The following is an 11,646-nucleotide window of genomic DNA, read 5'->3' on the forward strand; positions in this document are numbered from 1 at the left end:
TTGCCCGCAACAGAGGACCGTGAATAACCATGTCAATGACTCCCCGCGAAATCGTCCATGAACTCAATCGCCATATCATCGGCCAGGACGATGCCAAGCGCGCCGTGGCCATTGCCCTGCGCAATCGCTGGCGCCGCATGCAGTTGCCTGAAGAACTGCGTGTCGAAGTAACCCCCAAGAACATTCTGATGATCGGCCCGACCGGTGTCGGCAAGACCGAAATCGCCCGTCGTCTGGCCAAGCTCGCCAACGCACCGTTCATCAAGGTCGAAGCCACCAAATTCACCGAAGTGGGTTATGTAGGTCGCGATGTAGAGTCGATCATCCGTGATCTGGCCGATGCCGCGATCAAGCTGCTGCGTGAACAGGAAATCGTCAAGGTGCGTCATCGTGCCGAAGATGCCGCCGAAGAGCGCATCCTCGATGCCCTGTTGCCACCGGCCCGGGTCGGCTTCAACGAAGATCCGGCGCAGAGCAGCGATTCCAATACCCGTCAGCTGTTCCGCAAGCGCCTGCGCGAAGGCCAGCTGGATGACAAGGAAATCGAGATCGAGATCAACGAAGCGGTTGGTGTCGATATCTCTGCGCCGCCTGGCATGGAAGAGATGACCAATCAGTTGCAGAGCCTGTTTGCCAACATGGGCAAGGGCAAGACCAAGAGCCGCAAGCTCAAGGTCAAGGAAGCGCTCAAGCTGGTACGCGAAGAAGAAGCGGGCCGTCTGGTCAATGAAGAAGAGCTGAAAGCCAAGGCCCTGGAAGCGGTCGAGCAACATGGCATCGTGTTCATCGACGAGATCGACAAAGTTGCCAAACGCGGTAATTCGGGCGGTGTCGACGTATCCCGTGAAGGCGTGCAGCGCGACCTGCTGCCGCTGATCGAAGGTTGCACGGTGAATACCAAACTGGGCATGGTCAAGACCGACCACATCCTGTTTATCGCCTCGGGTGCGTTCCATTTGAGCAAACCCAGCGATCTGGTCCCCGAGCTGCAAGGCCGTCTGCCGATCCGCGTTGAACTCAAGGCGCTGTCGCCTCAGGACTTCGAGCGCATCCTCAGCGAGCCGCATGCGTCGTTGACCGAACAGTACCGCGAGCTGCTCAAGACCGAAGGCCTGAAGATCGAGTTCAAGCCTGAAGGCATCAAGCGCCTGGCCGAGATTGCCTGGCAGGTCAACGAGAAGACCGAGAACATCGGCGCCCGCCGCCTGCACACGCTGCTTGAGCGCCTGCTTGAGGAAGTCTCGTTCAGCGCCGGTGACCTGGCCATCAGCCCTGACGCAGCGCCGATCGAGATCGACGCGGAATACGTCAACAGCCACCTCGGTGATCTGGCAGAAAACGAAGACCTGTCACGTTATATTCTCTGAAGCTGCAAGCTATTAGCTGCAAGCTGCAAGCGGTTGTCCACGCTTGCAGCTTTTTTGCTTCTGCTTGAAGCTTGCAGCTTAAAACTTGAGGCTGTTCTCAATGCTCCCAACCGCCATCCAACTGCATAAAGCCTCCAAAACCCTGACACTGAAATACGCGCCGGATGAGGAATACCATTTGCCCGCCGAATTTCTGCGGGTGCATTCCCCTTCTGCCGAGGTTCAGGGCCACGGCCGGCCGATCCTGCAATTCGGCAAACTGGGAGTCGGCCTGACCAAGGTCGAGCCCGCCGGGCAATATGCGCTGAAACTGACCTTCGATGACGGCCATGACAGCGGCCTGTTTACCTGGGAATACCTGTACGAACTGGCCACACGCCAGGCGTCGCTGTGGGAAGACTACTTGCAGGAACTCGAAAAAGCCGGCAAGTCCCGCGACCCTTCCGAACACGTCATCAAACTGATGCTCTGAACCGCCTCGCAGGTGCCCGCAAGAACACCATCGTGCCCACTCCGCGTGGGTATGCAGTTCTGGACGCTCCGCGTCCGGTCTGGTTTGTTGCAGCCGGGTATCAGGACTGAATAGCGGGTTTTTCCGATGCGGCCGGCGTAGAGGGCTTGGTAGCAGGTTTGGCCGCCGGCTTTCTTGCCGCTGGCTTTTTTGCTGCTGCAGGTTTGGTCGCGGTGCTGGTTTTGCCGGTGCTCGCAGCGGCAGGCTTGTTGGTAGCCTCGACGGGCCTGGCCGCTGCTTTCTTGACGGCTGGCCTGGCCGCTACGCTCTTGTCCGCCGCTTTGGCGACAGGCTTGGCCGCAGCCTTGACCACCGGTTTCGCTGCGCTTTTCGCCGCTGCCGGTTTAGCCGCCACAGTGCGCGAAGCAGCCGGTTTGGCTTTCGCGTCCACCAATAGCTCGATCTGCCGGGTCAGCTGGTCGACCTTGCTGTGCAGCGCCTGTACTTCACTGCGGCTCGGCACACCCAGACGCGAAATCGCGCCGTTCAGGCGCTTGTCGAAAGCCTCTTCCAGCTCGTTCCACTTGCCAACCGCGAGGTCTTTCACGTCGTCCACGCGGGACTTGGCCGACTTGCTGGTGTTCTTGACGTCATCGAGCTGTTTCTGCGCTTCGACCTTGGTCAGTTTCTCGGCCTTCTCGCCGTCCTTCACCAGGGTATCGAACAGCTTGCTGCCATCATTGCTGATCTTGGAATACGCGCCCAAACCAGCCAGCCAGATCTGACGAGAGTACTTCTCAACCTCGCCCATCCAGGAGCTGCCATCTTTGTCGGTTTTTTTCTTGCCAGCCATCCTGTTCTCCTTATCGTCCAGACTTGGAACGCCCGAGTCGTTTCGGCACGCAGCGTTCGAGCTTTTATCGGCCCGACACGCTCAAGCAATGCCCTCAGCTGATCGAGCCTGGCAAAGAGCGTGTCTACATCATGTTTAGACGGGATACCGACCCGGTTCAAGGCCTTTGCGACTCGAAGGTCGAAAGCACGCTCGATTCTGTCGATTTGCGCTCATAAAAGAGCGCATGAACATACGGAGGGCGAAGAAAAATCAGCAGGTCTGCATACGGCGTTCAGGCAGCGAGCGCCTTGTCCAGAACGCGCTCGACTTCTGTCTTGATCGAACCGCTCATGGCCGACAGGATGAAGTTCAGCTCGATGTTGACGCGGATCAAAGCCTCTTCGACCTCGACCTCGCCCTTGGCGCCCTTGCCCTCCAGTTTTACGGTATCGCCAGCCCATTCGTGAGCCAGTCCGTATCGGGTGGAAAGCTTCTCGACCAGTTGCTCGGCCTTTTCGCGAGCCTTCTCGAGGCCTAGGGCGTGCGGGCGTTCAACGGTTATCTTGGCCATCGGAGGCTTCCTTGATCGTCATATGAAATGCGGCGCAACTATATACACCCGCCCGCATCCAAGAAAGCGTTGCAGGTGAGCCTTGTCAAGACAAAGCCGGCCTTGGCGATTAGAATGACCCGCACTCTATTCCGGTGAAGCGATATGAACGATCAGCGCAAAGGCAGCGATGCCGAACCTACGACTCACTTCGGTTACAAAAATGTACCGGAAAGCCAGAAGGCAGAAAAAGTCGCTGAGGTTTTCCATTCGGTGGCGGCCAAGTACGACCTGATGAACGACCTGCTGTCCGGCGGCATGCACCGCCTGTGGAAGCGTTTCGCGATCGAGCTGTCCGGCGTCCGCACCGGTAACCGCGTGCTGGACATTGCTGGCGGCACGGGCGACCTGACCCGCAAATTCTCCAACCTGGTCGGCCCGACCGGCCAGGTGGTCCTGGCTGACATCAACGCTTCCATGCTCAAGGTCGGCCGTGATCGCCTGCTGGACCTGGGTGTGGCGGGCAACGTCGAGTTCGTCCAGGCAGACGCCGAAAAACTGCCATTCCCGGACAATCATTTCGACTGCGTGACCATCGCGTTCGGCCTGCGCAACGTGACGCACAAGGAAGACGCGCTGCGTTCCATGCTGCGCGTGCTCAAGCCGGGTGGTCGTCTGCTGGTGCTGGAGTTCTCCAAGCCGACCAACAAGCTGATGTCCAAGGCCTACGACGCCTACTCGTTCGCGTTCATGCCGTTGATGGGCAAGCTGGTCACCAATGACTCGGAAAGCTACCGCTATCTGGCCGAATCGATCCGCATGCACCCCAACCAGGAAACCCTCAAGTCGATGATGGTAGAAGCCGGTTTTGACCGCGTGACCTATCACAACATGACTGCCGGCGTCGTTGCCCTGCATCGCGGTATCAAACCCTGATGTTGCTCCGGGGGCTGCTCGCCAGTATCGAGCACGGCATCAATCGGGTGCTGCGCCTGGACAGCACCGCGCTGCCACGCATGGCGCGTCTGTCCGGGCGTGTCATTGCGGTGGACTGTCGCGATCCGTCCCTGAAGCTGTTCATCCTGCCCAGCGACGAAGGCTTGCTGCTCGCCGCTGACTGGGCTGCCGAGGCTGACTGCACCCTGCGCGCGCCAGCTTCCAGCCTGGTGCGCCTGGCACTGAGCAAGGACAAGACAGCTGTGCTGCACGGCCCGGACGTCGAACTCGACGGTGACAGCGGCGCGCTGCTGGAACTGGTCGGCATTCTTCAGGACCTGGAGCTGGACTGGGAGCACGAGCTGTCCAACTGGATCGGCCCGGTGGCCAGCCAGTTGTTCAGCAGTCACCTGCGCAACAGTGGGCGCTGGACACGGGAAAGCTTAAACAGCCTCAGCCAGAACGTTGCCGACTACCTCAGCGAAGAATCGCGCACCCTTGTAGGCAAGCACGAAGCCGAAGCACGATTCGCCGAACTCGATCAGATCAAGCTCGATCTGGAACGCCTCGAGGCGCGCTTTGCCCGCCTTGCCCACTCCCTCAATACCAGCGATAACGCATGAAGCTGCTTGCCGTCCGCCGTCTGTTTCGCATTCAACGTGTCGTTATCCGCTATCGCCTTGATGACCTGTTGTTCGCCCTGCCCCTTCCGTGGTGGATGCTCGCGCTGCGTTTCGTGCTGCCCTGGCGCTGGCTGCCACGGCGCAAATCCGAGCTGAGCCGGGGCGTACGCTTTCGTCTGGCGCTCCAGGACCTGGGGCCGATTTTCATCAAGTTCGGGCAACTGCTGTCTACACGGCGCGATCTGCTGCCCGAGGACATCGCCGACGAACTGATGCTGCTGCAGGACCGCGTGCCGCCGTTCGATCAGCAATTGGCGATCAAGCTGATCGAAGAACAGCTCGGCGCGCGCATCTGTGACGTGTTCAGCCGCTTCGACGAGAAGCCGCTGGCGTCCGCTTCGGTCGCTCAGGTGCATGCCGCCTGCCTGAAGACCGGCGAAGAAGTCGTAGTCAAAGTGGTACGCCCCGGCCTCAAGCCGATCATCGGTCAGGACCTGGCGTGGCTGTTCATTTTGGCCCGCACCGCCGAGCGCGTTTCCGCCGATGCCCGCCTGCTGCACCCGGTGCAGGTGGTGATGGATTATGAAAAGACCATCTACGACGAACTCGACCTGCTGCGTGAAGCGGCCAACGCCAGCCAGTTGCGACGCAACTTCGAAGGCTCTGACCTTCTCTACGTGCCACAAGTCTACTGGGACTGGTGCCGCCCGAAAGTGTTGGTCATGGAGCGCATCTACGGCCTTCAGGTCACCGACATGGCCGGGCTGGCGGATCAGCGCACCGACATGAAACTGCTCGCCGAGCGCGGCGTGGAAATCTTCTTCACGCAGATTTTTCGCGACAGTTTCTTCCACGCCGACATGCACCCCGGCAACATTTTCGTCAGCACGGTCAACCCGTGGGCGCCGAAGTACATTGCCATCGACTGCGGAATTGTCGGCAGCCTGACCCCGGAAGATCAGGATTACCTGGCGCGTAACCTGTTTGCCTTTTTCAAACGTGATTATCGTCGCGTTGCGCAACTGCACATCGATTCGGGCTGGGTGCCGGCAGAGACCAAGCTCAATGAATTCGAAGCGGCCATCCGTACGGTCTGCGAGCCGATTTTCGAAAAGCCGCTCAAGGATATTTCCTTTGGTCAGGTGCTGATGCGTCTGTTCCAGACCGCGCGCCGCTTCAATATGGAAGTTCAGCCGCAACTGGTCCTGCTGCAAAAGACCCTGCTCAACATCGAGGGGCTGGGTCGTCAGTTGTACCCTGAACTGGACCTGTGGAGCACCGCGCAGCCTTATCTGGAGCGCTGGATGCGTGAACGGGTCAGCCCGAAAACCCTGCTGGGCAATCTGCAATCACAGGTCGAGCAATTGCCGCACATCGCGGGCATGACCCGTGATCTGCTGGAGCGCATGTCCCGCCCGCACGCCTCGGATCCGCCGCGCCCATGGCACGATCGCAAGGACGAGCCGGTCCTGCGGCTGATTGGTGCGGCATTGCTGGTCGGCGGCGCGATACAGGGCTGGGTGATGAGCGAGGCCGCTACCCAGTTGCTGACGCTCACCGCATGGCCGGCGGCGATCATGCTGATCGCCGGGCTGTATCTGATCGTTCGCCGATAGCCAGCAGCGAACGGCGCTGGCACACTGTTCAATCCGCCGGGCATGAAAGCCGGCTGCCGGAGTAGATATGAAAGACTGGCTGGACGAGATTCACTGGAACAGCGACGGTCTGGTGCCTGCAATCGCTCAGGATCACAAGACCGGCCGGGTGTTGATGATGGCCTGGATGAATCGCGAGGCCCTGAGCCTGACGGCGTCCGAGAACCGTGCCATCTATTGGTCGCGTTCGCGTGGCAAACTCTGGCGCAAAGGTGAAGAATCGGGTCATGTGCAAAAGCTGCATGAACTGCGCCTGGACTGTGACGCCGACGTCATTATCCTGATGGTCGAGCAGATCGGTGGCATCGCTTGCCATACCGGCCGCGAAAGTTGCTTCTACCGAGTGTATGAAAATTCAGGCTGGAAGACCGTAGACCCGGTTCTGAAAGATCCTGATGCTATTTACCATGCAGGCCATTGAACATGACTGATACGTTGTCCCGTCTGGCCGAAGTGCTGGAATCCCGCAAGGACGCCGCTGCCGACAGCTCCTATGTCGCAAGCCTGTATCACAAGGGCCTGAACAAGATTCTGGAAAAGCTCGGCGAAGAGTCGATCGAGACCATCATCGCGGCCAAGGACGCTGCGGTCAGCGGTGATTGCAGTGACGTGATTTATGAAACCGCTGACCTGTGGTTCCACAGCATGGTGATGCTCGCCGCGCTGGGTCAGCACCCACAGGCCGTGCTCGATGAACTGGACCGCCGATTCGGCTTGTCCGGCCACGCGGAAAAAGCCGCTCGCACGGCAGAGTAACGCTCTCCCCTTTCAAGCTTGAAATCTTTTACGAGGACTGTTTCATGGGTATTTTTGACTGGAAACACTGGATCGTCATCCTGATCGTCGTTGTACTGGTTTTCGGGACCAAAAAACTCAAGGGCCTGGGCAGCGACGTCGGCGAATCGATCAAAGGCTTTCGCAAGGCAATGAATGATGACGACAAGCCAGCCGAACAGCCTGCGCCTCAACCCCAACAGGCCCAGCCAGCCCCACAGGGCTCGCCGCTGAATCAGCCACATACCATCGACGCTCAAGCGCACAAAGTCGACGAGCCGATCCGCAAAGACCAGGTTTAAGCCCATGTTCGGTATCAGCTTCTCTGAACTGCTGCTCGTCGGCCTGGTTGCCTTGCTGGTACTGGGTCCCGAGCGCCTGCCGGGTGCTGCACGCACCGCAGGCTTATGGATCGGCCGGTTGAAGCGCAGCTTCAATGCGATCAAACAGGAAGTTGAACGTGAAATCGGGGCTGACGAGATTCGTCGGCAGCTGCACAATGAGCACATTCTCTCGCTGGAAGACGAAGCGCGCAAAATGTTCGCGCCCAATCAACCGCCTGAAAACAGCTCCGAGCCGGTAAATCCGTCGCCAGCACCGGCAGCGGCCGAAGCCGCAAGTCCCGCGCACGATGAAGCCGCACACCACGAAATCGGCCCTGCACAACCTGCGGCACCGAAGACCGCGCTGTCGCTGGAGAAAACCGCGAAACCGGCTGACGCCGGCACACCGGTCCCGACGCCTTCCGACCACGATTCGTCATTGCCACCGCGAGCACCATGAGCGCTGATATCCCGGAAAACGATCAGCAAATGCCGCTGATCTCGCACCTCACCGAGTTGCGTACACGTCTGTTGCGCTGTGTTGCGGCAGTCTTCCTGATTTTCGCCGGCCTGTTCTACTTCACGCAGAAGATCTACACACTGGTTTCGGCGCCGCTGCGAGTCTATCTGCCTGAAGGCGCGACGATGATCGCCACCGATGTGGCTTCGCCGTTCATCACGCCGTTCAAGCTGACCATGATGGTCGCTCTGTTTCTGTCCATGCCGGTCATCCTGCATCAGATCTGGGGCTTCATCGCGCCGGGCCTGTACAAGCACGAGAAACGCGTCGCGGTGCCACTGCTGGTGTCGAGCATCATCCTGTTCTACGCAGGCATGGCGTTTGCCTACTTCCTGGTCTTCCCGCTGATTTTCCACTTCTTCGCCAGCGTGACGCCGGAAGGCGTGTCGATGATGACCGACATCGCCAGCTACCTGGACTTCGTGATGACGCTGTTCTTCGCCTTTGGCGTGGCCTTCGAAATCCCGGTGGCCGTGGTTTTGCTGGTGTGGATCGGCATCGTCGACGTCAAGTACCTGAAGAAGATCCGCCCTTACGTGATCATCGCCTGCTTCGTGGTCGGCATGATCCTGACGCCGCCGGACATCTTCTCGCAAACGCTGCTGGCAGTGCCGATGTGGCTGCTCTTCGAGCTGGGCGTACTGTGCAGCACGATGATCAAGAAGCGAGGTGAACATCCGGACGACCAGGTCGAGGACGCTGACAAGCAGGACCAGCCGCCCGCGACCACACCGTGAATCTGCTGCTGCTTGAGGAAGCCGATTTCATTGCGGCTGACCGGGTGGTCCTGCGTGACCGCCGCCTGAAGCACATGCAGGAGGTGCACCGCGCAGAGGTCGGCGACAGTGTGCGGGTGGGCCGGGTCAACGGCCTGCTGGGCAATGCCGAACTGCTGCGCCTTGACCCCCATGAAGCAGAGCTGCGTGTCGAGCTACAGAGTGCGCCTCCGGCAAAACTGCCGCTTACCCTGTTGCTGGCGTTGCCACGCCCCAAGATGTTACGCCGGGTGTTTCAGACCGTCGCGACCATGGGCGTGCCGAAAGTCATTCTGCTGAACAGCTACAGGGTGGAAAAAAGCTTCTGGCAGACGCCGTTTCTAGAGCCCGAGGCCATCCGCGAGCAACTGATTCTGGGCCTGGAGCAGGCGCGCGATTCGGTGCTGCCCGAAATCGTGATCGAAAAGCGCTTCAAGCCTTTCGTTGAGGATCGCTTGCCGCAGATCGCGCTCGATACACTGGGCCTGGTTGGCCATCCCGGTGATTTCCCCGCCTGCCCGCGTGCGATCACAGATCAAGTCACACTGGCCATCGGCCCTGAAGGTGGCTGGATACCCTACGAAATCGATCTGTTGCGTCAGTCAGGTTTGCAGCCCGTGCAACTGGGCGAACGCATCCTGCGCGTCGAAACCGCTGTAACGGCCCTTCTCGCCCGCTTGTTCTGAGCTGTCAATGTCGACTCAATCGCTTCAGTTAACCGATAACTGGCCGATGCAGTCGGATACTTAGGACAAAAGACGTCAAGGAGTGATCATGTCTCGTGGGTTATCCAAAAGCCTCGCCAATGCGAGTGTCAGTCTGAAATTGGCGATAGGGTTTGGCCTGGTGCTGTTGATGACGCTGATGATTTCAGCCACCGGCTGGTTCAGCAATCAGGCGCTGATCGATCGTGGGGACCGTGTCACTGCTATTGCAGAGGTCAATGAGCTGACCCTTCAGTTGCGCATCAACCGTATGCGCTACGAGGATCTGTACAACGCAGAGACCGCAGCGCAAGTCAGAAGTACACTCGATGAGCTCGACGCTGCACTGCAAACCGCCAGAAACCTGCTGCGATCCCCCGAGAACCTGCAGTTGCTGGATGTCCAGATTCAGGCAACGCGGGACTACCGCCAGTCGTTCGAAGATATGAGCAAGGCGATCGAAACCCGCGAAGCGAGCCGCAGCCAGATGGGCGAAAACGCCGACAAGGCAGTGGATCAGGCCAACAGGATCGAAGCCGAACTGCTCAAGGAAGATAACATCCTGGCCTTCAATGGCATCGTCGGCGTCAGCAAACTGATTCAGCAGGCGCGCTTTCAGGTACGTGGTTACACCTACAGCGGCCGTCCCGACTTCGAAAAGGACGCCAATAAGGCCATCGATGACGCAGGGACCGGGATCAACACGCTGGCTGGCGACATTTCTTCCACTTATTCGCCCATGCTGCAACAGGCCATCGCCGGGCTGAATGGCTACCGCGCGGCTGTAGGCCGCTACCGCGATGCCCAGGCCGCCTCCAAGGCCGCACTGGATAAAATGACCACGCTGGGCGCCAGCATGCTCGCCAACAGCAACGACCTGATTACCCGACAGAACAAGAGCCGCGACGCAGACAGCGCCAAGTCGGTCACGATGATCGCCGCAGCGACTGCGCTGGCATTGGTGCTGAGCATTCTCGCGGCGTGGGTCATCACTCGCCAGATCACCACCCCGCTGCAGGAGACCCTCGAGGTCGTAGAGCGGGTGGCCTCGGGCGACCTGAGCCGCAACCTCAACGTTGATCGCAAGGACGAGCTGGGCAAGCTGCAGGCCACGATTCAGCGCATGACGGTGAGCCTGCGCGAACTGGTTGGCGGGATTCGCGATGGTGTCACCCAGATTGCCAGCGCAGCGGAAGAGCTGTCGGCGGTTACCGAGCAGACCAGTGCCGGGGTCAACAGCCAGAAGGTCGAGACCGATCAGGTCGCCACTGCCATGCATGAAATGACGGCGACCGTTCAGGAGGTCGCACGCAACGCCGAGGAAGCTTCGGAAGCAGCGGTGACGGCAGACCGTCAGGCCCGTGACGGGGAACGGGTGGTCAACGAGGCCATCGCACAAATCGAGCGCCTCGCCTCTGCGGTGGGCAACTCCAGCGAAGCGATGGGCGCGCTGAAACAGGAAAGCGACAAGATCGGCAGCGTGCTGGACGTCATCAAATCGGTCGCCGAGCAGACCAACCTGCTGGCGTTGAACGCCGCTATCGAGGCAGCACGCGCCGGTGAAGCCGGTCGGGGCTTTGCGGTGGTTGCCGATGAGGTGCGCAGTCTGGCGCAGCGTACGCAAAAATCCACCGAAGAGATCGAAGCACTGATTGCCCGTCTGCAAAGCGGTACACAGCAGGCCACAACCGTCATGGACAGCAGCCGCGAGTTGAGCACCAGCAGCGTGGAGCTGACTCGTCGGGCCGGTGGATCGCTGGAGAGCATCACCAAAACCGTCTCGGCGATCCAGGCGATGAATCAACAGATTGCGGCTGCCGCCGAAGAACAGAGCGCGACCGCCGAAGAGATCAACCGCAGCATCATCAATGTCCGTGACGTGTCCGAACAGACATCTGCGGCCAGTGAAGAAACCGCGGCGTCCAGCGTAGAACTGGCCAGACTGGGCAACCACCTTCAGGTGCTGGTGAGCCGTTTCACCGTCTGACCTGTCAGGACACGGCCCGCGCCAGCAAACGGCGCGGGGCATTTTTTTCGACAAAATGTGACACCCTTCACCCCTCCTTCGTGCTCGGAAATCTCCTACGACCTTCTCAGGTCACGCAATGAATCGCCACGCCGATGCGCTCACAACGCACGTCCCGACGAGTTGG

14 protein-coding genes and 1 pseudogene are annotated in these 11,646 nt (G+C 59.7%); 12 read left to right on the forward strand and 3 right to left on the reverse strand.

The window, feature by feature from the left end:
• Window positions 1–29 precede the first annotated feature (29 nt).
• Window positions 30–1,367 (forward strand): ATP-dependent protease ATPase subunit HslU, encoded by a 1,338-nt coding sequence (gene hslU, locus JOE29_RS22665; RefSeq protein WP_003316641.1) that lies wholly within the window; start codon window positions 30–32, stop codon window positions 1,365–1,367.
• A gap of 100 nt (window positions 1,368–1,467) precedes the next feature.
• A complete protein-coding gene (locus tag JOE29_RS22670; protein WP_003392349.1) occupies window positions 1,468–1,839 on the forward strand; it encodes a DUF971 domain-containing protein in 372 nt (123 codons plus the stop codon).
• 100 nt (window positions 1,840–1,939) lie between these two features.
• Here JOE29_RS22670 and JOE29_RS22675 read toward each other — a convergent pair whose 3' ends face one another.
• The 3 genes and pseudogenes from JOE29_RS22675 to JOE29_RS22685 form a co-directional block, all read right to left on the reverse strand.
• A complete protein-coding gene (locus JOE29_RS22675; protein WP_074953917.1) occupies window positions 1,940–2,671 on the reverse strand; it encodes a phasin family protein in 732 nt (243 codons plus the stop codon).
• 10 nt (window positions 2,672–2,681) lie between these two features.
• Window positions 2,682–2,880 (reverse strand): annotated as a pseudogene (locus tag JOE29_RS22680) (phasin family protein); the annotation flags it as partial.
• A 65-nt stretch (window positions 2,881–2,945) separates the two neighbouring features.
• The gene (locus JOE29_RS22685) at window positions 2,946–3,224 is read right to left on the reverse strand and encodes a polyhydroxyalkanoic acid system family protein (RefSeq protein ID WP_003316638.1); all 279 of its coding nucleotides are present in this window, start codon (window positions 3,222–3,224) and stop codon (window positions 2,946–2,948) included.
• A 144-nt stretch (window positions 3,225–3,368) separates the two neighbouring features.
• On the opposite strand from JOE29_RS22685, the gene ubiE reads away from it, so the two are divergent.
• The 10 genes from ubiE (at window position 3,369) to JOE29_RS22735 (ending at window position 11,480) form a co-directional block, all read left to right on the forward strand.
• Window positions 3,369–4,139: a bifunctional demethylmenaquinone methyltransferase/2-methoxy-6-polyprenyl-1,4-benzoquinol methylase UbiE gene (gene ubiE, locus JOE29_RS22690; RefSeq protein ID WP_003341410.1), complete on the forward strand. Its 771-nt coding sequence runs from the start codon at window positions 3,369–3,371 to the stop codon at window positions 4,137–4,139.
• Entirely contained in the window at window positions 4,139–4,762 is a 624-nt protein-coding gene (locus tag JOE29_RS22695) for an SCP2 sterol-binding domain-containing protein (RefSeq protein WP_099315572.1), read from the forward strand. The genes ubiE and JOE29_RS22695 overlap by 1 nt, the downstream gene beginning before the upstream one ends.
• Window positions 4,759–6,378, forward strand: a complete 1,620-nt coding sequence (ubiB, locus tag JOE29_RS22700; RefSeq protein ID WP_003316635.1) for a ubiquinone biosynthesis regulatory protein kinase UbiB — start codon at window positions 4,759–4,761, stop codon at window positions 6,376–6,378. The genes JOE29_RS22695 and ubiB overlap by 4 nt, the downstream gene beginning before the upstream one ends.
• Before the next feature lie 67 nt (window positions 6,379–6,445).
• Window positions 6,446–6,838 (forward strand): phosphoribosyl-AMP cyclohydrolase, encoded by a 393-nt coding sequence (gene hisI / locus JOE29_RS22705; RefSeq protein ID WP_003414224.1) that lies wholly within the window; start codon window positions 6,446–6,448, stop codon window positions 6,836–6,838.
• Window positions 6,839–6,840: 2 nt separating this feature from the next.
• The gene (locus JOE29_RS22710) at window positions 6,841–7,173 is read left to right on the forward strand and encodes a phosphoribosyl-ATP diphosphatase (protein WP_002551631.1); all 333 of its coding nucleotides are present in this window, start codon (window positions 6,841–6,843) and stop codon (window positions 7,171–7,173) included.
• Window positions 7,174–7,217: 44 nt separating this feature from the next.
• Window positions 7,218–7,493, forward strand: coding sequence for a twin-arginine translocase TatA/TatE family subunit (locus tag JOE29_RS22715; protein WP_003316632.1), 276 nt, complete (start codon window positions 7,218–7,220; stop codon window positions 7,491–7,493).
• A 4-nt stretch (window positions 7,494–7,497) separates the two neighbouring features.
• A complete protein-coding gene (gene tatB, locus JOE29_RS22720) occupies window positions 7,498–7,974 on the forward strand; it encodes a Sec-independent protein translocase protein TatB (protein WP_003316631.1) in 477 nt (158 codons plus the stop codon).
• The gene (gene tatC, locus JOE29_RS22725) at window positions 7,971–8,771 is read left to right on the forward strand and encodes a twin-arginine translocase subunit TatC (RefSeq protein WP_003316630.1); all 801 of its coding nucleotides are present in this window, start codon (window positions 7,971–7,973) and stop codon (window positions 8,769–8,771) included. The genes tatB and tatC overlap by 4 nt, the downstream gene beginning before the upstream one ends.
• Window positions 8,768–9,475 (forward strand): 16S rRNA (uracil(1498)-N(3))-methyltransferase, encoded by a 708-nt coding sequence (locus JOE29_RS22730; RefSeq protein WP_198723058.1) that lies wholly within the window; start codon window positions 8,768–8,770, stop codon window positions 9,473–9,475. Before tatC ends, JOE29_RS22730 begins: the two co-directional genes overlap by 4 nt.
• An 88-nt stretch (window positions 9,476–9,563) precedes the next feature.
• Entirely contained in the window at window positions 9,564–11,480 is a 1,917-nt protein-coding gene (locus JOE29_RS22735; protein ID WP_210079886.1) for a methyl-accepting chemotaxis protein, read from the forward strand.
• The last annotated feature ends 166 nt before the right edge of the window (window positions 11,481–11,646 follow it).

Source organism: Pseudomonas sp. PvP009 (genome assembly GCF_017832995.1).
Lineage (GTDB): Bacteria > Pseudomonadota > Gammaproteobacteria > Pseudomonadales > Pseudomonadaceae > Aquipseudomonas > Aquipseudomonas syringae.

Bases quoted from the DNA above. Each gene is read 5' to 3' on its own strand.
- JOE29_RS22670 (WP_003392349.1), top strand. From the start codon at position 1,468: ATGCTCCCAACCGCCATCCAACTGCATAAAGCCTCCAAAACCCTGACA.
- ubiB (WP_003316635.1), top strand. From the start codon at position 4,759: ATGAAGCTGCTTGCCGTCCGCCGTCTGTTTCGCATTCAACGTGTCGTT.
- JOE29_RS22715 (WP_003316632.1), top strand. From the start codon at position 7,218: ATGGGTATTTTTGACTGGAAACACTGGATCGTCATCCTGATCGTCGTT.
- JOE29_RS22685 (WP_003316638.1), bottom strand. From the start codon at position 3,224: ATGGCCAAGATAACCGTTGAACGCCCGCACGCCCTAGGCCTCGAGAAG.
- hslU (WP_003316641.1), top strand. From the start codon at position 30: ATGTCAATGACTCCCCGCGAAATCGTCCATGAACTCAATCGCCATATC.
- tatC (WP_003316630.1), top strand. From the start codon at position 7,971: ATGAGCGCTGATATCCCGGAAAACGATCAGCAAATGCCGCTGATCTCG.
- hisI (WP_003414224.1), top strand. From the start codon at position 6,446: ATGAAAGACTGGCTGGACGAGATTCACTGGAACAGCGACGGTCTGGTG.
- JOE29_RS22675 (WP_074953917.1), bottom strand. From the start codon at position 2,671: ATGGCTGGCAAGAAAAAAACCGACAAAGATGGCAGCTCCTGGATGGGC.
- tatB (WP_003316631.1), top strand. From the start codon at position 7,498: ATGTTCGGTATCAGCTTCTCTGAACTGCTGCTCGTCGGCCTGGTTGCC.
- JOE29_RS22695 (WP_099315572.1), top strand. From the start codon at position 4,139: ATGTTGCTCCGGGGGCTGCTCGCCAGTATCGAGCACGGCATCAATCGG.
- ubiE (WP_003341410.1), top strand. From the start codon at position 3,369: ATGAACGATCAGCGCAAAGGCAGCGATGCCGAACCTACGACTCACTTC.
- JOE29_RS22710 (WP_002551631.1), top strand. From the start codon at position 6,841: ATGACTGATACGTTGTCCCGTCTGGCCGAAGTGCTGGAATCCCGCAAG.
- JOE29_RS22735 (WP_210079886.1), top strand. From the start codon at position 9,564: ATGTCTCGTGGGTTATCCAAAAGCCTCGCCAATGCGAGTGTCAGTCTG.